Origin of the sequence: Delftia sp. RIT313 (assembly GCF_000632165.1) — a bacterium.
GTDB classification, from domain to species: domain Bacteria; phylum Pseudomonadota; class Gammaproteobacteria; order Burkholderiales; family Burkholderiaceae_C; genus Comamonas; species Comamonas acidovorans.
The window spans coordinates 73,620-93,154 of sequence record NZ_JFYT01000028.1 but is presented as its reverse complement, the minus strand read 5'-3'; the positions used below and the strand labels follow the sequence as shown (position 1 = coordinate 93,154).

The following is a 19,535-nucleotide window of genomic DNA, read 5'->3' as shown; positions in this document are numbered from 1 at the left end:
GCGCGGGGCGGCCATCCGCACCCAGCCACAAGCAATCACACGCAATCTAAGAGCAGGGCATGACATGCCGGTAAAGGAGTGGGCCAGATGAACGAGAACCTGCAGAGCCACGGCACCGTGGACGTGGGAGGGATGTGGGGCGATCCGATGAAGCTGTCGCAGGCAGCCGCGCAGTACGCCACCGATGCCTGGCAGCGCTCGCTGCTGTATGCCGACATCCGGCGCCAGCGCGGCAACCAGTACCGCGAGCATCTGGCCGAGGAAGTGCCCAATGTGCTGAGCTTCCGGGCCGAGATCGTGATGTCGGGCCTGGACCTGCCGCGCCCCGTCAACTACGGCCTGGCACGCATCGCGCCCATGGAGGGCACGGTCATCGACCCGGCCAAGCGCCCCTTCATCGTCGTCGATCCGCGCGCGGGCCACGGCCCCGGCATTGGCGGCTTCAAGCCCGACAGCGAGATCGGCGCCGCGCTCAAGGCCGGCCATCCCTGCTACTTCGTGGGCTTCCTGCCCGACCCCGTGCCCGGCCAGACCGTCGAGGACGTGATGCGCGCCGAGGCCCAATTCGTGCGCAAGGTCGCCGAGCTGCACCCCGAGAGCCGGGGCAAGCCCGCCGTCATCGGCAACTGCCAGGCCGGCTGGCAGATCCTCATGACGGCCGCCGTCTGGCCCGAGCTGTTCGGCCCCATCATCGTGGCCGGTGCGCCGCTGTCGTACTGGGCCGGCGACAACCCCATGCGCTACGGCGGCGGCCTCATGGGCGGCAGCTGGATGACGGCGCTGACCAGCGACCTGGGCGCGGGCCGCTTCGACGGCGCATGGCTGGTGCAGAACTTCGAGAACCTCAACCCGGCCAACACGCTGTGGGAAAAGCAGTACCAGGTCTATGCCGACGTGGACACCGAGGGGCCGCGCTACCTGGGCTTCGAGAAGTACTGGGGCGGCTATGTCTTCCTGGAAGGCCGCGAGATGCAGTACATCGTGGACAACCTGTTCATCGGCAACCGGCTGGCCACGGCCGAGCTGACGACCTCGGACGGCGTGCGCATCGATCTGCGCAACATCCGCTCGCCCATCGTGGTGTTCTGCTCGCATGGCGACAACATCACGCCACCAGGCCAGGCCCTGGGCTGGATCACCGACCTGTACCGCGACGACGAGGACATTGCCGCCCACGACCAGACCATCGTCTTCGCCACGCATGACAGCATCGGCCACCTGGGCATCTTTGTCTCGGGCGCCGTGGGCCGCAAGGAGCACCGCGAGTTCGCGGCGCACATCGACATCATCGACCTGCTGCCCGCGGGCATCTACCGCGCCGAGATCGCCGACCGCCCGGCCGGTGTGCCGGCGCAGGATCTGACCGACGACGCCTACCTGATGAAGATCCGCCGCAGCGACCTGGCCGAAGTGCGCTCCATCGTCCGGCCCGACCCCGAAAGCGAGCGCCACTTTGCCGCTGCCGCGCGCGTCTCCGAAATCAACCTGGCCCTGTACCGCAACACCGTGCAGCCCTGGGTGCAGGCGCTGTCCACGCCGCTGTCTGCGCGCTGGCTGCAGGCCATGCACCCGCTGCGCGTGGGCTATGAATGCTGGTCGGACTCGCACCCGCTGGCACCCGTCGTGGCCCAGGCCGCCGAGCATGCGCGCGAGGACCGCCACCCCGTCGAGCCCGACAACCCCTTCCTGAAGGCGCAGCAGGCCATGTCGCAGGCCGTGGTGCATCTGCTCGACACCTACCGCGACCAGCGCGATGCCATGCAGGCGCGGCTGTTCCACGCCATCTATGGCTCGCCCCTGGTCCAGGCCCTGGCCGGCCAGAGCCGCCAGGACGACGGCCCGCCGCGCCCGCACCCCGGCGAATCGCCCGAGCACTGCCAGTACATGCGCCAGGAGCTGGCGCGGCTGCACGAAAGCGTGGCCCAGGGCGGGCTGTACGAGGCCGTCATCCGCGCCCTGTTCCACGTGCTGCGCGCACGCGGCGAGGCCGATGAGCGCCACTTCCGCCACGCCTGGCGGCTGCTGCAGGACCACCTGGGCGGCGTGCCGCCCGACATGGCGCAGTTCCGCCGCATCGTGCGCCGCCAGGCCCTGCTGATGCAGCGCGAGCCCGACGCCGCCATGGCCGCCATCCCCCGGTTGCTGGCCGCCTCGCCCGCCGCCGACATCCGCTGGGGCATGACCACGGTGGACGAGCTGGCCAACCAGGGCGGCAACCTCAGCGATGCCGAGCACCAGCGCCTGCTGCAGGCCATGGGGCATTTCGTGCAGGCGCTGGAGGCCGCCGAGTCCAGGCAGGCGAAAGAGCAGGCCGAGCGGCACCCGGCCATCGCGCCAGCCTCGGCGGCCGAGCCTGAACCCGCACCTGTGACGGCACCTTTGACGGCACCCGTGACAGCTCCTTCAGCAGCGCCTCTGACCGCTCCTGTTGCGGCTCCTGTGGCCGCTCCTGCTGCAGCTCCTGAACAGGCGCCCGAGCCCGCACCTGTTCCCGACTCCGCGCCTGCCGCCAAGCGCCCCGCACGCGCCCAGGCCAGCCGCGCACACCTCAGCCCCCGGAAAAAGCGATGAACCTCTCCCCCGGTTCCGATGCGGCCCTGCCGCCCGAAGACCTGGCCCTGCTGCGCAACCACAGCTTTGACGAACTGGACGTGGGCGACAGCGCCAGCCTGGAACGCACGCTGAGCACCCAGGACCTGCGCCTCTTTGCCGCCCTGTCGGGCGCGGCCGTGGCCGACGGCGCTGGTGCCGGTGCCGGTGCCGGCACGGTTGCCGGCGCCGACGATGACGACACGGCCCTGATCGCCCACGGCATGTGGGGCAGCATGCTGCTGGCCTCGGTGCTGGGCACGCGCCTGCCCGGCCCCGGCACCACCCTGGTCGGCCAGACGCTGCGCTTTCTGGCGCCGCTGGCCGCAGGCGACCGGCTGACCGTGCGCGTGGAGGTGCTGGCCAAGCAGGCCGAGCAGCGCCAGGTCACGCTGGCCGTGGCCTGCACCAACCAGCATGGCGCCGCCGTGATCGAGGGCCAGGCCACCGTGCATGCGCCTGCGCGCCACATCGAGCGCCAGCGCACCAGCCTGCCCGAGATCCGCCTGGAGGCCGGTGGACGCGACGGCCTGCAGCGCCTGCTGGCCCATGTGGCCGGCCTGCCACCCATCCGCGTGGCCGTGGTCCATCCCTGCGACGAGCCTAGCCTCTCGGCCGCGCTGGACGCGCGCCGCGAAGGCCTGATCGACCCCGTGCTCGTGGCCCCGCGCGCGCGGCTGGAGGCCGTGGCGGCCGAGCACGGGCTGGACCTGGGCGGCCTGCGCATCGAGGACGTGCCGCACAGCCATGCCGCCGCCACGCGCGGCGCCGAGCTGGCCGCCTGCGGCGAGGTCGAGGCCATCATGAAAGGCAGCCTGCACACGGACGAACTCATGGCCGAGGTGGTGGCCGCCGCCGCCGGCCTGCGCACCAAGCGCCGCGTCAGCCACTGCTTCGTGCTGCAGACGCCGCACTATCCGCGCCCCTTCATCGTCACCGATGCGGCCATCAACCTCGCGCCCGACCTGCAGCAAAAGGCCGACATCGTGCGCAACGCCATCGCCCTGGCCCATGCCATCGGCGTGCCCGAGCCCAAGGTCGCCATCCTGGCCGCCGTGGAGACCGTGAGCCCGCACATGCCGGCCACGCTGGACGCCGCCGCGCTGTGCAAGATGGCCGACCGGGGCCAGATCGAAGGCGGCGTGCTCGACGGGCCGCTGGCCTTCGACAACGCCGTGTCCATGGCCGCCGCGCGCACCAAGGGCATCGATTCGCCCGTGGCGGGCCAGGCCGACATCCTGGTCGTGCCCGACCTGGAAAGCGGCAACATGCTGGCCAAGCAGCTCATGTACATGGGCGAGGCGGCCAGCGCCGGCATCGTCATGGGCGCCAAGGTGCCCGTGATCCTGACCAGCCGCGCCGACAGCCGCGCCTCGCGCATTGCCTCCTGCGCCATCGCCCTGCTGCTGGCCCACCGCTACCGGAACTCCCCGCCATGATCCCTGCCCACACCGCCTCCCCTGCCGCCCGCGAACTGGTCGTGGTGCTCAACTGCGGCTCGTCCAGCATCAAGTTCGCCGTCTTCGACGGTGCCCAGCGCCCGCTGCCGCGCAAGCCGCTGTGGAACGGCAAGGTCCAGGGCATAGGCGGGCCCGCGCCCGACTTCGGCGAGAGCGGCGTGCCGCCCTTTGCCATTGCCCTGGATGCCGCCCACCCCTACCGCGCCGCGCTGCAGCTGATCCGCGAGCGCATCACCGCGCGCCTGGCGCAGCTGGACGGCGCCCGCGTGGCCGCCGTCGCCCACCGCGTGGTGCACGGCGGCAGCCGCTACTTCGAGCCCGTGCGCGTCGATGCCGGCGTGCTGGCCGATCTCAAGGCCTTCATCCCGCTGGCGCCGCTGCACCAGCCCTTTGCGCTGGAGGCCATGGACATCCTGCTGCGCGAGCGGCCCGAACTGGTGCAGGTGGCCTGCTTCGACACCGCCTTCCACCACACGCTGCCCAAGGTCGAGCAACTGCTGCCCCTGCCGCATGCGGCCTGGGAGCGCGGGCTGCGCCGCTACGGCTTCCACGGCCTGTCCTACGAATACATGGCCACCGCCCTGCCCGAGCGCCATGGCGACCTGGCACGCGGGCGCACCCTGGTGGCCCACCTGGGCAGCGGCGCCAGCCTGTGCGCCATGCAGGGCCTGCAAAGCGTGGCCACGACCATGGGCTTCTCTGCGCTGGACGGCCTGATGATGGGCACGCGCACCGGCGCGCTGGACCCCGGCGCCGTGATCTACCTGATGGAAATCGAAAAGCTCAGCCTGCAGGAAGTGGGCCGCATCCTGTACCACGAGTCCGGCCTGCTGGGCGTCTCGGGCACCTCGTCCGAGCCGCGCGTGCTGCTGCCGCTGGAGTCAGGCGGCGATGCCCAGGCCGAGCGTGCGCGCGATGCGCTGGCCCTGTACGTGCGGCGCATCGTGCGCGAGATCGGCGCCCTGGTCGCCGTGCTGGGCGGCCTGGACCTGCTGGTGTTCACCGCAGGCGTGGGCGAGCACAGCGCCGAGATACGGCGGCGCGTGTGCGAGGGCCTGGGTTTTCTGGGCCTGCGGCTGGACGCCGAGGCCAATGCGCGCGATGCGACCGTGATCTCGGCCACCGGCAGCGCCGTCACCGTGGGCGTGGAGCCCACGAACGAGGAATGGGTGGCAGCGCGCCATGCGCTGCGCTGGCTGCCGGGCAACGCGATCCCCGCATGAGTGTGAACAGGCCCTAGGAACGATCGTCCTGCGCACCGCCTTCGCGCAGCCGCGCGAACTCGCGGTGCTCGTAGGCAATGCATTCCTCCATGAGGTGGCGGTACACCGCCTCCATCATGTCGGGCTGGCCGCCCTCGGCGGCCGTGCGCTCGCGCACGCGGCGCACGATGGCCTCGATGCGGCCCTCGTCGCGCACCTGGGCCGCATCGGCCTTGATGCGCGCGGCCTGCTGCATGTAGCCCATGCGCGTGACCAGCAGCGGCACCAGCACATCGTCCAGCGCATCCACATTGCGGCGCACATCCAGCATGTCGGTGCAGTGCTGCACCAGGTCGATGGCCTGCTTGGCGCGGTCCGTGCTCATTCCAGTCCTTCCTCCACCAGCTCGGCCGCGCGCATCAGTGCGCGCGCCTTGTGCTCGGTCTCTTTCCATTCCATCTCGGGCACGGAATCGGCCACCACGCCGGCGGCGGCCTGCACGTAGAGCGTGCCATCCTTGATCACGCCCGTGCGGATGGCAATGGCCAGGTCCATATCGCCCGCAAAGCTCAGGTAGCCGCAGGCGCCGCCGTAGATGCCGCGCTTGGTGGGCTCAAGCTGGTCGATGACCTCCATGGCATGCACCTTGGGTGCGCCCGTCAGCGTGCCGGCCGGGAAGGTGGCCTTGAACACGTCCATGTTGTCCATGCCGTCGCGCAGAATGCCCTCCACGTTGCTGACGATGTGCATCACGTGGCTGTAGCGCTCCACGGCAAAGGCCTCGGTCACCTTCACGCTGCCCGTCTTGGCGATGCGGCCGATGTCGTTGCGCGCCAGGTCGATCAGCATCACGTGCTCGGCGCGTTCCTTGGGGTCGGCCACCAGCTCCTTTTCGGTGGCCTTGTCGGCCTCGGGCGTGGCGCCGCGCGGGCGCGTGCCGGCCAGCGGGCGGATGGTGACCTTCTGGCCTTCGTCCGTGTTCTCCTGGCGCACCAGGATCTCGGGGCTGGCGCCCACCACATGGAAATCGCCCAGGTGGTAGTAGTACATGTAGGGGCTGGGATTGAGCGATCGCAGCGCGCGGTACAGGCTCAAGGGGCTGGCCGTGAAGCGCTTGTGGATGCGCTGGCCCACCTGCACCTGCATGAAGTCGCCCGCGGCGATCAGCTCCTTGGCCCTCTCCACGGCCGCCAGGTAGTCCTCCTTGGCAAAGCTGCGCTGGGCCGGGTGGCTCTCGCCGGCCTTGATCTGCGGCGCGCTGACCGAGTAGCGCAGCAGATCCTTCAACTGCCGCAGCCGCTTCTTGGCGCGCGTATAGGCCTCGCTCTCGCCGGGGTTGGCATAGACGATCAGGTACAGCTTGCCCGACAGGTTGTCGATCACCGCCACTTCCTCGCACTGCAGCAGCAGGATGTCGGGGCAGTTGAGCGTATCGGGCGGGCAGGAATCTTCCAGCTTCTTCTCGATATAGCGCACGGCGTCATAGCCGAAGTAGCCGGCCAGCCCGCCGCAAAAACGCGGCAGCCCCGGGCGCAGTGCCACCTTGAAGCGCTTTTGGTAGGCAGCGATGAAGTCCAGCGGATTGCCTTTGGCCGTCTCCACCACCTGGCCATCGGTCACCACCTCGGTGCATGCCGCATCGCCGAAGCCGCTGGCGCGCAGCAGCGTGCGTGCAGGCAGGCCGATGAAGCTGTAGCGCCCGAAGCGCTCGCCGCCCACCACGGACTCCAGCAAAAAGCTGTGCTTGCCGTCACCGCCCGCATGGGCCAGCTTGAGGTAGAGGGACAGGGGGGTTTCGAGATCCGCAAACGCCTCGACCATCAGAGGGATGCGGTTGTAGCCCTGCGCAGCAAGGCTCTTGAATTCGAGTTCGGTGATCACGGGGGAAGGCTCCGGATTGCGTGGCGCTGGCAGACCTGGTGTGGGTGCGGGCTGCGTATGGATTGCGCCGATTCATTCGATTGGCCCGTAGGGCCTCGGGTGCACGCCGGGTCGCGCCCCGGGTGCTTCAGCTGTTCAGTTGGACAGGCTTGCGCCAGGGCCAGGCTCCCCGGTCTCCACAACCTGCAATGAACATGCGATGAATGAACATAGCGGGCAAGTGTAGCGCAGACGCGGCTGGGTACAAGTGCGGACCGGCGCCTGGCGGGGGCGCCGCAGGGGCCTGCCATGGCCACAATTGACACCCTGGTCAGCCTGACCAACAATGGCAGCACAACCTGACCAGAAAGGTCGACCATGCCGTCCCATTTCTCCGCCCGCACCGACGCTGCCTTGCCCGAGGGCGAACGCGACCCGCTGAACCGCGCCCTGCGGGACCTGAGCCATCAGGTCGGATCGGCCATGCCGCGCAACACCACGCCCATGCCGATCTCGGTCTTCAAGGCGCAGTACGGCGCGGTGCTCAAACAGGCCGACCACGACGGGGTGGCCCTCATCTCCCAGGGCCGCAAGCGCTACGTGATCGTCAGCGAGGAGCACATGGTGGCCCTGTCCGCCAACGAGCGCGCCCCCCGCACGGTGGCCGACATCTGCCGGTCCCTGCCGCTGCCGCGCCAGGCCGTGGATCTGTCCGCTGCGCAGATGTCCGGGGCGCGCGGCGATATCGACGTACCCGCCCGGCGCGCGCCATGAGCCGCTACCTGCTGGGCCCCCGCTGCCTGCTGTGGATGGCGAACCAGGAGTCCGCGACCCTGCAATGGTTCTCCACCATCCGGCCGCTGGACTGCATCGTCAGCGACCTGTCCATGGCCATCGCCAAGGCGGCCGTGGCCGAGGCATTCCACGACCTGCGCGACCGCAACGAATGGTTCTCCCTGCTCGACGCGCTGTATGCCAACCTGCGCGCCGAAGGCGCCTCCATGCTGACCAGCGTGGACAACAAGGTGCTGGAGCGCTTCATCGAATGGCGCAACTTCGCGCCGCTGGACAGCCAGGGCCCGCAGGGCACGGCGCCCCTGGCGCAGGACCTGCGGCTGCTCATCGCCACGGCCGACCTGCTCAAGGTCTGCTACACCGAGCCCGCCAACCTCTACCTGACGCAGGCCGCCGCCCGGGGCGTTGCCGTGCACGCGCTGTGATGGACTTCGACGTACCGCCCCTGTCCAGCGCGGTGCGCCAGGGCCTGCGCCGGCGCCGGGTCGTCCTGAGCCTGTCGGGCGGCGGCTATCGCGGCCTGTTCAGCGCCCATGTGCTGGAGCGCATCCACCGCGAATTCGGCAACGGCGACCTGCTGGAGAAAGTGGACCTGTTCGCCGGCACCTCCATCGGCGCCATCATCGCCACCGCCCTGGCCAGCGGCTGCCAGCCCGCGCGCATCAAGCAACTGCTGCTGGACCATGGCCCCGCCATCTTTCCCTCCAAATGGCTGCCCGGCCTGCGCCAGGCCATGGGCAAGGCGCTCTATGACAGCGCCCCGCTGCGCGCAGCGATCAAGGAGGCCATGCCGCAAGCGGAGCAGTCCGCCCTGGGGCAACTGCAGGTGCCGCTGCTGCTGCCCGCCGTGAACTGGAATTCATCGCAGCTGCACGTGCTGGCCAGCGGCGCCCTGCCCGACAGGGACCGGCTGGGCCTGACGCTGATGGACGCCATGCTGGCCTCATCGGCCGCCCCCACCTACTTTCCCGCTCACGCCGCAGCAGGCCATGTCTTCGTGGACGGCGGACTCGCCGCCAACGCGCCCGACCTGCTGGCCCTGCAGGCCGCCCGCCAGCTGTGGGGGCCGGCCGCCGACATCGTGATGATCAGCCTAGGCACCGCCAACCCCCAGCAGGGCCAGGACCCCGTGGCCATGCCCCGGCGCGGGCTGACCCTGGTCAAGCCCCTGCTGGACCTGGTCATGGCCGCCCAGGAGGTCCAGGCCGTCAAGGCGGCCCGCCAGGAACTGGGCACCAGCAGCTACCTGCGCCTGAACTTCACGCAGCCCCCAGCCCAGCAAAAGCGCCTGGGCCTGGACATCGCCAACGCCGACAGCACCCGTCTGCTGCAGGCCCTGGGCGACGAATGCATCGCCGCCCTCACGGACCAGGAAAAGACGCTGCTGAAGAACGTCCTGGGCTGAAACGCCAGGCCAAGCGAAGCGAAGGCCCGACAGGGCTTGCAAAGAGAATCAGCGCTCAAACGCCGCCGAAGCCGCAGCCATCCGCCGCAGATACGCCGGATCCTCCTGCAGGCAATGCACGTAGCTCACCTCGTCCTCCACCAGCTCCTCCATCCGCTGCGCAGCCCCGCAAATGGCCTGCAGCGCATTGGCCACCACCTCCAGATTGCGATGGCCCTCAGGCCGCTCCAGCCAGGCCAGCGCCAGCTGGCCCAGCGAGTACACCTCGCTGCTGCCTTGCAGCGTCAGCCGGCCGATTTCGGTCACGGCATGGCTCAACTGCTGCGGCGTGGGCTGGGTCAGGGTTGTGGAAGCGGTACTCATGGCGCAACCCCTCCCACGGCAGACGCGCCAGCGTGGGGCGCTTGATGGGTGGAGGGGAAGGCAGAAAAAGAAGTGCCGTACATGACGTACATGATTTACTCCTCAGCGAGACGGGAACCACCCGTCTGTGTTCTTACGCACATACAGGTGGACGGGATGTTAAGAACACGTGCTGAGCCGTGCGGACGCCCTTGCGGGTAGCCCCATCCCGCCCGTAACCGCAGGGACGTGGGCATGCACCCACGATCCGACAATTCAGACGTGACAAGGCCTCCTTAACGGCGAGGCCGCACCGCTCAACAGTCAAGTGTTCTTACGCACCAGCCCCTGAACAGGGGGCCGCCGCAATGATAGAGGCTTTCAATAAGGCAAGCGCCCCGAAGCCCCAGGCCGAGCGCAGCGAAGGCCCGGGCAAACTCCCCGTATGTCAGCGCCTGCGCCGTGGTGGTTGCGGGGTTGCAGTCCTGCCGAAGGACAGGACTGCTTCGTCATCTGACTCGCCGTGATTGTTTGAACGTAGCGCGCAGCGCGAAGTGAGTTTCACGGCGAACCCCGCAACCGCCACGGCGCAGGTTGCCCCGCAGCGAAGCGAAGGGGTCGCGGACATTCGGGCGCTTTTCTTTGCTCACTTTCTTGTAGCGAGACAAGAAAGTGAGTCGGCCGCCGGGCCGAAACCCGGCCTCGAAAAGAAACGCCCCGACAGGGGCTTGCAAACAGAATCAGCGGTGCAACGCACAGACAGGTGGACGGGATGTTAAGAACACGCATTGCGACGTGCGGACGCCCTTGCGGGTAGCCCCATCCCGCCCATAACCGCAGAGCCGTGGGCATACACCCACGACAAGAACAGCGGACCGAGCAGGATGATAGCCACCCTCCATCGGCCCGCGAAAACCCTGTTGCCACCCCCACCCGATCCCCACAACATGTCGCCCGGACGTAACAAACCGCAACCGGGCCACAGGCCCCGCGCAGGAGACACCATGACCGCCTTGCCCCGCTGGATGAAGACAGCCGCCCTGGCCATGGCGCTGGCGATGCCGCTGGCCGCCACTGCCCAGGAGCCTGCGCGCACCGTCGCGGGCGTGGCCTATGCCGCCCAGGCGGGGGTGGGCGGCCAGACGCTGCAGCTCAATGGCGCGGGCATTCGCTACAAGGCCATCTTCAAGGTCTACACGGCGGGCCTGTACCTGGAAAAGCCGGCCGCCAGCCTGCAGGAGATCGCGGCCCTGCCTGGCCCCAAGCGCGTGAGCGTGACCATGCTGCGCGAGATCGATTCGGCCGAGCTGGGCAAGCTGTTCGCGCGCGGCATCGAGGACAACATGGAGCGCGCCCGCTTCTCGCGCCTGGTGCCCGGCGTGCTGCGCATGAGCGACATCTTCACGCAGCACAAGAAGCTGCTGCCGGGCGAGAACTTCTCGGTGGACTGGGTGCCGGGCCAGGGTGCCCAGGTCTTCGTCAAGGGCCAGGCCCAGGGCGCGCCCTTCCAGGAGCCCGAGTTCTTCCAGGCGCTGCTGGGCATCTGGCTGGGCCCGCACCCGGCCGACGATCAGCTCAAGAAGGCATTGCTGGGCGGTTGAACGGCTGCGCGGGCTCCTGAACCGGCCCGGCAAAGCGCGCCTGGATCTCCAGCCCCGTGGCACCGGGCAGGGCCGTGAGCGTCCAGCCATGGGCGCGCGCAATCTCCAGGCAGATGGGCAGGCCCAGGCCCGCGCCCAGGTCGCGCCGCTCGCTGCTGCGCCAAAAGCGCTCGAAGATGCGCGGCAGGTCCTCGGGCGGCACGCCACGGCCCTGGTCCAGCACCGAAAAGCCCAGGCCGCAGGCCTTCACGGTGACGGTGGCGCCCTGCGGGCTGTGCTGCACCGCGTTCTCGATCAGGTTCTTGAGCAGCACGAACAGCGCGCCCCGGTCGGCACGCCAGGCAGGCGAGCCGTCCTTGACCTCGCAGTGGATGTGCACGCCGCATTTTTCGGAGGCGCGGGCCATGAAGTCGCAGACCTCGCCAATGATGTCGGCCGGCGCAATGTCTTCCATGCGGTAGCGCTGGTGTTCGCAGACCTCGGCCAGGTGCAGCAGCTGCTGGACCTGGCGGGCCATGTGGTCCACGTCCTTGAGCAGCTCGGGGCTGCGCCGGTCCTCGGGCTCCAGTTCGATCTGCACGCGCATCAGGGCCAGCGGCGTCTTGAGCTCATGCGCGGCCATGGACAGGAATTCCTGCTGGTTCCTGAAGCCGGCCTGCAGCCGGTCCAGCACGTGGTTGAAGGCCTCGACCAGGGGCGCGAACTCGCGCGGCAGATCCTTGGGCTGCAGCCGCGTGCCCAGCGTCTGCGGGGTGATGCGCTGGGCATCCTGCGCGGCCACGCCCAGCGGCCTGAGCATGCGCTGCAGCGTGCGGTGCGTGGAGAACAGGAACACGACCAGGAAGACCACGCCGATGGCCACCATGCCGCGCCACAGCGCGGGCAGGCCCACCGATTCGCGCAGCCAGTCCACCATGCGGTCGCTGACGGCTATCTGCACGTGCCACGTCGTGCCGTCGTGGACCAGCGTGGCCGTGCCCGCGCGCATGACCACGCCGCCGCGCTCGTAGGCAAAGGCCTTGAGCTCGGGGTCGAAGCCCTGACCGGTCTGCGTCAGCGGCTGCATTTCGCCATTGGGGGCGAAGACCACGCGGCCGCGGGCGTCGGTGATGCGCAGCTGCATTTCCTCGCCCAGGCTGGTCAGCATCCAGGCCTTGAGTTCACGCTCGCTGAACCCCTGGGGCACGCCCCGGGCATCGAAGCTCACCCACTCGGCCAGCTTTTCGGCCGCATGCCCCATGCCGCGCTGCAGCGCGTAGCTGTCGAAGGGCTTGGCGACGAGGATCACCAGCGCGCCCACCAGCAGCGCGCTGAACACCATGCTCAACCCATAGACGGCCAGCAGCCGCGAACGCAGGCTACCGGGCCAGCAAAGGTTCGCGAAGCGCATAGCCCTGACCCCGGATGTTGACGATTTCCATGCACGAGCCGGCCGCGGCCAGCTTGCGGCGCAGCCGGTGCAGGGCCACATCGAGGGCGTTGGGCGTGACCACGCTGCTCATGCCCCAGGCCGCCGCCTCCAGCGTGGAGCGGCGCACCGTGGCGCCGGCCTTGCGCACCAGGCTGAGCATGATCTGCAGCTCCGCCGGCGGCAGCGCGATGGCCGAGCCCGCGCAGTGCATGCAGGCCTGCTGCGGGCTGATGCTGATGTCGCCCAGCTGCGGCGCCAGCTCCTGCACCAGGGCCGGACGGCGCAGCAGGGCGCGTACGCGGGCGATCAGTTCTTCCATGGGAAAGGGCTTGGTCAGGTAGTCGTCGGCACCGGCTTCCAGGCCGCCCACGCGGTCGCTGAGCGCGTCACGGGCCGTGAGCATCAGGCAGGGGGTGGAGCGGCCTGCGGCGCGCAGGCGCTGCACCAGTTGCAGGCCGTCGCCATCGGGCAGGCCGCGGTCGATGACGATGACGCCGTAGTCGATGTCCTGCAGGGCCAGCCAGGCCGTGGAGATCTGGTGGAAGACGTCGGTCTCTATGCCGGAGTTGGCCAGCGAGCGGCTGACCAGCGTGGCCAGCCTGGCATGGTCCTCAATTAATGCGATGCGATTCATGGTTTCCGTCGTTGCCGCACAGGGACAGCAAATGCTCCCTGATCCCGGTGATGCGCTGCGGCGCCATGGGCTCGACCAGCACATGGATGACCCACAGGTCCTCGACCATGGCGCGGCATTGCAGGGCAATGTCCTCGGACACCAGATCGTCGGCGCATGCCGCGTCCACGAAATCAAACCATATGTTCTGGAATCTTGCGCGGGTCAGCAACTGTGCGGCCGTCTTCTGGCCGCGCTGGCGGGACAGGGCATGCTCGCAGACGCAGCGCACGTAGGCGCGCAGGTGGCGTGCGGGGCCTGGCGGCTCCTCGGCCAGCGCCTGCAGCAGGTCCTCGCGGAACTTGAGGATGACCAGCTCGAAGATCGTCTCCAGCCGCACGGCACGGTGCTGGCTGCATTCTTGGAAGCGCGAACCCAGGGAATACGCCTGGCCCGCCGCCTGGATACCTATCACGTCCTGGTAGATGGAGGCTTGCATTGCGATGGCACGTTCTGTCGTTTCAGGCTCCGTCGGTCCGCCGCGAGAGCGGCAAACCTGCGGGGAAAACGGCCATGCTCCCCGATTGCGTCTTACTGGCGACTTACCGGCCCCTGAATCTGCCCCATTACACCGGGAATATGCAGGCGGCCGGCTTGATCAATATTGGCTCAAATATCTTCCTGCCAGCCAGCAACATACCTGACCAGCGCCCACTGTGCCAGCCACAGTGCCATATAGCCAAAGGTCTCCACCAGCTCCTCCAGCACAATCACCTGATAATCAAACCATTGCTGCAGGACAATGAAGCCATGACCTTCCGCATTGGTGGATATCACCATGGCCGCGACAAATATCGCCAGGCTGAATATCGGCAGCGCATTCTCGCGCACCAGGCGCTTGATGACCTTGTTCCAGACACCGTGGCGCACAAACCAATAGCAGCACAGCAGCAGCATGGCACCCACCACCCATTTGACGGCGGGCCGGTACCACAGCACCTGGGAGCTGATCACCGGCCCCCACTTGCCAGCCTCCAGGCTGGGCAGGAAAGCCGCGCCCCAGGCCAGCTCACGCCCCAGAAAGGCCAGCCAGAACAGGGAGGCGATCCACCACAGTGGCGCTGCAAAGGAGCCCTTTTGCCGCCGCGCCGCAACCAGGGCCGCCACCATGCCCAGCAGCAGGGTCACGGCCTGGATATTCTCCAGGAATCCATTTTCCCAGCTCAGGCTTTGCGGCAATACAAAGCTCAGGGGAAAACTCAATACCAGTCCCGCCAACAAAGCCCAATTCCAAAGCCGCAGCAAGGAATCATCATGGTATTTGGACGCGGATATTCTTGTTTTTGAAAGGGAAGCAGTCATTTTGATACAGGGCGTCTGGCGCTTTATCTGTTGATATGGTTTTTGCAAGCACGCAATATCCCGGAAATACTTACCAGGAAGCCGGAAAAATGGCGGGCGCACGGGCCTTCCCACCGTTTTTCATTACAGCAGACTTGCCACCAGATTGCAGCACTGTGTCAAATTTGCCCTGCCGGGCGCGCAGTTGCCACCGCAGCCCGGCCAGGGCGGGCCGGGCTCGGCCCGTTGCCAGAACGGGCTGGGCTCAGGCGACGCGGACCGCGCGCGGGGGCAGCGCCGCCAGGGGCGCGGGCTGCACCAGGTCGCGGTAATAGTTGGGCAGCGCGAACAGTGCGGGGTGCACTTCGGCGTTGTAGTAGCGCAGGTCGGGCAGGCGGCGCTCGGCCAGGCGCTGGCGCAGCTGGGCGGGGGGCAGCGCCGCCGCATCCAGCGTGTCGGAGGCCACGGCCAGGCCCCAGTAGGCGCCGTACAGGGGGATGTAGAGGCCGTAGCAGCGCACGATGGCAAAGCGCTCGCGCAGGCTGGCCACCAGCCGCGCCACCTGCCCGCCATGGAAGACGGGGCTGCCCAGGTGCAGCACCAGGGCGCCGCCCGGCGCCAGCACGCGCTTCATGCGCGCCAGGGCCTGGTCGGAGTACAGCGCGCTGGCAGGCGTGTCGGGGTCGGTGAGGTCCATGAGCGCGAGGTCGAAACGCTCCTCGGTGTGCTCCACCATGGCCATGCCGTCGCCTATGCGCAGCTGCAGGCGCGGGTCATCGAACACGCCCCGGTGCACCTGCTGCAGGTGCGTGCGCGCAGCCTGGACCACGGCCTCGTCCAGCTCGGCCACCACCACCTGCTCCATGGACGGGTGCTTGAGCAGCTCCTCGGCCGCGCCGCCATCGCCGCCGCCCAGGATCAGCGCCTTGCGCGGCGCCGGGTGGGCCAGGGCCGCGGGGTGGACCAGGGCCTCGTGGTAGAAGAATTCCTCGCCTTCGGAGGTCATGAAGCGCCCGTCCAGGCGCAGCACCTTGCCGAACTGCGGCGTGTGCAGCAGCTCCAGTTCCTGATGGGGCGTCTGCACGGTTTCGCGGCGCGTGGCGCGCCAGCCAAAGCGCGCATGGGGCGTGAGCGCCTCCAGCGCCCAATCGCCCTCATCGGCCGCCGCCTCGTCCTTGGCGCCGGGGCCGATGTCGCCGCGCATGAGCTGCTGGCGCACGACGCGGCCCGGCGCGTAGGCGGCGATCACGCCCTCCATCAGCGCGCGGGCCTTGCCCGAGTTGTCGGCGGAGAAATTGCAGACGTAGACATCGACGGTGACGCAGCCGGTCTCGGGCCAGGTGTGGATGGCCAGGTGCGATTCGGCCAGCAGCACGGTGCCGGTGACGCCGCCGGGCTGGCCCTGGTAGTCCGGGAACTTGACCCAGCGGTCCTCCACCAGGGTCAGGCCGGCCTGCGCGGTCTGTGCGCGGCACAGGGCGGCGATGGCATCGGCGTCGAGCATTTGGCGCGCGTCGCCCTGGCATTGGTAGAGATCGGCGGTCAGGTGCAGTCCGTGCATGTCGCGTGCTTCCTCCTTGTCTGTGGCCGGATCGCGACCAGGATGGCAAAGCAGACGACTCTAGCAAAAACATAAATCGCACCGTCAAAGTGCGTTAACCATCGCCAAATCCCATTCTTTTTCCAAAAAAACTGGAACTGTGCGAATCAGGCCAGCTCGGTCAGCGCATCGACAAAGCCGTCGGCATCGACCTGGCGCACGGGCTGGCCGTGGTTGTAGCCGTAGCTGACCAGCACCACGGGGCAGCCCGCGGCGCGCGCGGCCTGGGCGTCGTTGCTGGAGTCACCCAGCATCAGCGTGCGCGCGGGGGAGGTGCCCAGGGCCTCGCAGGTCTTGAGCAGGGGCAGAGGGTCGGGCTTCTTGCGCTCGAAGGAGTCCCCGCCGAAGACCTGCTCGAACAGCGGCGCCAGGCCTTTTTGTGCCAGCAGCGGCTGTGCGAAGGACAGCGGCTTGTTGGTCAGGCAGGCCAGCCGCAGGCCGCGCGCGCGCAGGGCCTGCAGGCCTTCGAGCACGCCCGGATAGACCTCGGCGAACTGGCCGTTGAGCTGCAGGTAGTGGTGCTCGTAGCGCTGCCAAGCCTGGCCATAGATGGCATCCACATCGGCCGCGCCCACATGGGCCAGCACCGAGCGGATCAGGTGCTCCGAGCCCTTGCCCACCATGTTCTCGATGGCCTGCGGGGCGATGGCCGGCAGTTGCAGGTCCGCCAGCATGCGGTTGAGGGCTTCGGCGAAGTCGCCCAGGGTGTTGACCATGGTGCCGTCGAGATCAACGATGGCAGCGTCCAGTTGCTGTGGGTTCAACGGAATGAAGTTTGAAATCATGAAATGGGGGTGTCGAAAGCCGGGGGCTGCCTGCGCAGGAACAGCGTTGAAAATATCAGAACTTGCGCGGGCCCTGGGACTAGGGCCTTGCGTCCCCTGGCAGACCCCGCATGGCCGTGGCCACGTATCCCGGTGTACCGCGATGCGGTCTGACGAGCGCCAGGGCGGCACGCAAGGGGGAGGTTGATCAGAACGACACCCAGTCGTCCTGCTCCTGCGCTTGCTTGTGCACGGTCTGCACGGGCTGCACGGCGCGGGCAGCCTGGCGTGCGGGGAGTGCCGCTGTCGCGGGTGCCGGCTTGCGCGCCCGCACCGTCGGTTGCGGGAGCGGCGGGGTCGGGGAAAGCTGCGCCGCATGGCCTCCCAGCTGGAAGATCGACACGGCCTGCACCAGCTGCTGTGCCTGCGTTCTGAGGCTGGCCGCTGCCGCCGCACTTTCCTCCACCAGGGCCGCATTTTGCTGCGTTACCTGGTCCATCTGGCTGACGGCCTTGCCGACCTGCGCTACCCCCGCGCTTTGCTCATCACTGGCGCTGCTGATCTCACCCATGAGATCTGTCACGCGCTGGATGGAATGCAGCACTTCCGCCATGGTGGCTCCGGCTTGGTCAGCCAGCTCGGTACCCTGTTTGACGCGTGTGGCACTGGTGGCGATGAGCTGCTTGATTTCCCGGGCGGCCTGCGCGCTGCGCTGCGCCAGGTTGCGCACCTCACCGGCCACCACGGCAAAGCCTTTTCCCTGCTCGCCCGCGCGGGCCGCCTCGACCGCGGCGTTGAGCGCCAGGATGTTGGTCTGGAACGCGATGCCGTCGATCACGCCCACGATTTCGCCGATCTGGCGCGAGCTTTCGCTGATGTCCTGCATCGCATTGACGACCTCCTGCACGGAGCCGCCGCCCTTGGTGGCCACCTGGCTTGCTCCCAAGGCGAGTTGATTGACCTGCCTGGCGTTGTCCGCGTTTTGCTTGACGGTGGTCGACAGCTGCTCCATCGACGCTGCAGTCTCCTGCAAGGCACTGGCCTGCTGTTCGGTGCGCTGGCTCAAGTCGGCATTGCCATTGGCGATTTCCGTGCTGCCGCCGGCGACCCCGTCGGCATTGTTGCGAACTTCGTGGACGACAGAGACCAGACTCTTGAGCATGGCATTGAGCGATGCCTGGACGCTGCCTTCAGGGGCTTGGTGGCGAAGCAATTCAGGGCTGAGATTGCCCTGGGCAATCTGTTGCGCGACGTCGCCCAGTTGTGCCGGCTCCGCACCCAGGGCGCGCGTCAGGCCGCGTGCTATCAGTTGCCCCATCAGCACAGCCAGGACAAAGGCCATGACGCTGGCGGCGATCAGTATGTTTCTGCGGTGCGCGTAGGCCTGCGCGGCCTCCTCGATCATCTGCTGTGAACGCAGGCGGGTCAGTTCACTGTACTGGCGGGTGGCCTCGATCAGCTGCGCCAACAAGGGCCGGCACTCTTCGTTCATCTTGCGGATCGCTGCCTCCTTCTGGTTTTGCAGAGCCAGGGACACGATGTCGGTAGCGACCGGTCCATAGCGTTGCTCCACGCCCGCAATTTTGGCAACCAGATCACGTGCATCGGCCGCAACATCCTTCGAAGCCATTTTGGCCTGGAGCTCGGCCAGCGAGGTGTTGACGTCGGTGTGCGCGGAGGTCACGGCATCCTTCTCCGCCGCCAGGTCTGCAGGCGAGGTCACCAGCACCAGGTTGCGCGCCGCGATCGCCCGGCGGTCCACGGCTGTGCGAACCCTCTCTGCCAGGTGTGCACGGGCGTTGACGCCTTCGACGAAGCGCACAAGATTCTGATTTGCCTCGCTCAACGCCTGAAGGGCCAGCAGGGACACCACCATGGTGACAAGCGCCAGGCAAGTGAAGGCCGCGGAAAGTTTGGTCTTGACAGTCCAGAAGCGAGGATTCATGACGCGTCTCCAGTGGGATGGGCAAATTGCGGTGTACGGGCGGGGAAAAGGGGCGTGCCGGAGCACATGGCTCAGCTCGCAGCGCAGTCCGGCAGGGCTGCCGTGGCCGTCGCCAGGAGCTTGTCGGCATCGATCAGCAGCAGCGAGCGCTCATTGAGCACGCCCATGGCCAGCAGGCAGTCATTGACCAGGCCCCCGCCCATGGCGGGCACGGCGCGCAGGTCCTGCGGCATGAGCGTCACCACGTCGGTGACCCCCTCCACCACCATGCCCGTCACTCCGCCAGGCAGGCGCAGCATGATGGTCACGGTGCAGGTGTCATATGGCTTGGGCGCAAGCCCCAGCCTGAGCCGCAGATCGATGACGGGAATGACCTCTCCGCGCAGTTCCAGCACGCCGTTGAAGTAGGCAGGGCCGTTGGCAATGCGCATGGGCGACTCGTAGGACCGGATCTCCTGCACTTGCAGCAGGTCGATGCCGAACTCCTCATCGTCCACGCGGAAGGAGAGCCATTGCTTGGTGGTGTCGGTCTTCAGTGCATGCGGCATCTTTATCACTCCAATCAAATTTATTTGATGAATTTGATAGAAATTTAACAGAGAGCAAA

18 protein-coding genes are annotated in these 19,535 nt (G+C 67.9%); 7 read left to right on the top strand and 11 right to left on the bottom strand.

Annotation, left to right across the window (positions count from 1 at the left end):
- Nucleotides 1-87: 87 nt before the first annotated feature.
- The 3 genes from BW39_RS04495 to BW39_RS04485 are packed head-to-tail and all read left to right on the top strand — an operon-like array spanning nucleotide 88 to nucleotide 5,272.
- Complete coding sequence (locus BW39_RS04495) at nucleotides 88-2,571, top strand: DUF3141 domain-containing protein (protein WP_043820174.1); 2,484 nt, start codon at nucleotides 88-90, stop codon at nucleotides 2,569-2,571.
- The gene (locus BW39_RS04490; protein ID WP_052155276.1) at nucleotides 2,568-4,028 is read left to right on the top strand and encodes a bifunctional enoyl-CoA hydratase/phosphate acetyltransferase; all 1,461 of its coding nucleotides are present in this window, start codon (nucleotides 2,568-2,570) and stop codon (nucleotides 4,026-4,028) included. Before BW39_RS04495 ends, BW39_RS04490 begins: the two co-directional genes overlap by 4 nt.
- Entirely contained in the window at nucleotides 4,025-5,272 is a 1,248-nt protein-coding gene (locus BW39_RS04485) for an acetate/propionate family kinase (protein ID WP_043820138.1), read from the top strand. The genes BW39_RS04490 and BW39_RS04485 overlap by 4 nt, the downstream gene beginning before the upstream one ends.
- A 13-nt stretch (nucleotides 5,273-5,285) precedes the next feature.
- On the opposite strand, the gene BW39_RS04480 is transcribed toward BW39_RS04485, so the two are convergent.
- Complete coding sequence (locus tag BW39_RS04480) at nucleotides 5,286-5,636, bottom strand: chorismate mutase (RefSeq protein WP_016449526.1); 351 nt, start codon at nucleotides 5,634-5,636, stop codon at nucleotides 5,286-5,288.
- Nucleotides 5,633-7,132: an anthranilate synthase component I gene (gene trpE, locus BW39_RS04475; RefSeq protein ID WP_043820136.1), complete on the bottom strand. Its 1,500-nt coding sequence runs from the start codon at nucleotides 7,130-7,132 to the stop codon at nucleotides 5,633-5,635. Before trpE ends, BW39_RS04480 begins: the two co-directional genes overlap by 4 nt.
- Nucleotides 7,133-7,489: 357 nt before the next feature.
- Between trpE and BW39_RS04470 the strand changes: the two genes are divergently transcribed.
- The 3 genes from BW39_RS04470 to BW39_RS04460 are packed head-to-tail and all read left to right on the top strand — an operon-like array spanning nucleotide 7,490 to nucleotide 9,311.
- Entirely contained in the window at nucleotides 7,490-7,885 is a 396-nt protein-coding gene (locus BW39_RS04470; protein ID WP_013804688.1) for a hypothetical protein, read from the top strand.
- Entirely contained in the window at nucleotides 7,882-8,331 is a 450-nt protein-coding gene (locus BW39_RS04465; protein ID WP_043820133.1) for a hypothetical protein, read from the top strand. The genes BW39_RS04470 and BW39_RS04465 overlap by 4 nt, the downstream gene beginning before the upstream one ends.
- Complete coding sequence (locus BW39_RS04460; RefSeq protein WP_043820132.1) at nucleotides 8,331-9,311, top strand: CBASS cGAMP-activated phospholipase; 981 nt, start codon at nucleotides 8,331-8,333, stop codon at nucleotides 9,309-9,311. Before BW39_RS04465 ends, BW39_RS04460 begins: the two co-directional genes overlap by 1 nt.
- Before the next feature lie 48 nt (nucleotides 9,312-9,359).
- Here BW39_RS04460 and BW39_RS04455 read toward each other — a convergent pair whose 3' ends face one another.
- Nucleotides 9,360-9,674: a hypothetical protein gene (locus BW39_RS04455; RefSeq protein WP_034389625.1), complete on the bottom strand. Its 315-nt coding sequence runs from the start codon at nucleotides 9,672-9,674 to the stop codon at nucleotides 9,360-9,362.
- Nucleotides 9,675-10,657: 983 nt separating this feature from the next.
- Between BW39_RS04455 and BW39_RS04450 the strand changes: the two genes are divergently transcribed.
- Nucleotides 10,658-11,254 (top strand): chalcone isomerase family protein, encoded by a 597-nt coding sequence (locus BW39_RS04450; protein WP_043820129.1) that lies wholly within the window; start codon nucleotides 10,658-10,660, stop codon nucleotides 11,252-11,254.
- Here the strand turns inward: BW39_RS04450 and BW39_RS04445 are convergent.
- From BW39_RS04445 to BW39_RS04410, 8 genes are all read right to left on the bottom strand, one after another.
- The gene (locus BW39_RS04445) at nucleotides 11,229-12,644 is read right to left on the bottom strand and encodes a sensor histidine kinase (protein WP_043820127.1); all 1,416 of its coding nucleotides are present in this window, start codon (nucleotides 12,642-12,644) and stop codon (nucleotides 11,229-11,231) included. The genes BW39_RS04450 and BW39_RS04445 overlap by 26 nt on opposite strands.
- Entirely contained in the window at nucleotides 12,613-13,299 is a 687-nt protein-coding gene (locus BW39_RS04440; protein ID WP_013804692.1) for a response regulator transcription factor, read from the bottom strand. Before BW39_RS04440 ends, BW39_RS04445 begins: the two co-directional genes overlap by 32 nt.
- Nucleotides 13,277-13,777: a hypothetical protein gene (locus tag BW39_RS04435; protein ID WP_043820125.1), complete on the bottom strand. Its 501-nt coding sequence runs from the start codon at nucleotides 13,775-13,777 to the stop codon at nucleotides 13,277-13,279. Before BW39_RS04435 ends, BW39_RS04440 begins: the two co-directional genes overlap by 23 nt.
- A 170-nt stretch (nucleotides 13,778-13,947) precedes the next feature.
- A complete protein-coding gene (locus tag BW39_RS04430; RefSeq protein ID WP_043820122.1) occupies nucleotides 13,948-14,640 on the bottom strand; it encodes a hypothetical protein in 693 nt (230 codons plus the stop codon).
- Nucleotides 14,641-14,884: 244 nt separating this feature from the next.
- Nucleotides 14,885-16,180: a polyamine aminopropyltransferase gene (gene speE, locus BW39_RS04425; RefSeq protein ID WP_043820120.1), complete on the bottom strand. Its 1,296-nt coding sequence runs from the start codon at nucleotides 16,178-16,180 to the stop codon at nucleotides 14,885-14,887.
- A 146-nt stretch (nucleotides 16,181-16,326) separates the two neighbouring features.
- Entirely contained in the window at nucleotides 16,327-17,004 is a 678-nt protein-coding gene (locus BW39_RS04420; RefSeq protein ID WP_043820118.1) for a phosphoglycolate phosphatase, read from the bottom strand.
- Between the two features lie 187 nt (nucleotides 17,005-17,191).
- On the bottom strand, nucleotides 17,192-18,928 hold the full coding sequence (locus BW39_RS04415) for a methyl-accepting chemotaxis protein (RefSeq protein ID WP_043820115.1): 1,737 nt from the start codon (nucleotides 18,926-18,928) through the stop codon (nucleotides 17,192-17,194).
- Between the two features lie 71 nt (nucleotides 18,929-18,999).
- Nucleotides 19,000-19,476, bottom strand: a complete 477-nt coding sequence (locus tag BW39_RS04410; RefSeq protein WP_043820113.1) for a chemotaxis protein CheW — start codon at nucleotides 19,474-19,476, stop codon at nucleotides 19,000-19,002.
- Nucleotides 19,477-19,535 lie beyond the last annotated feature (59 nt).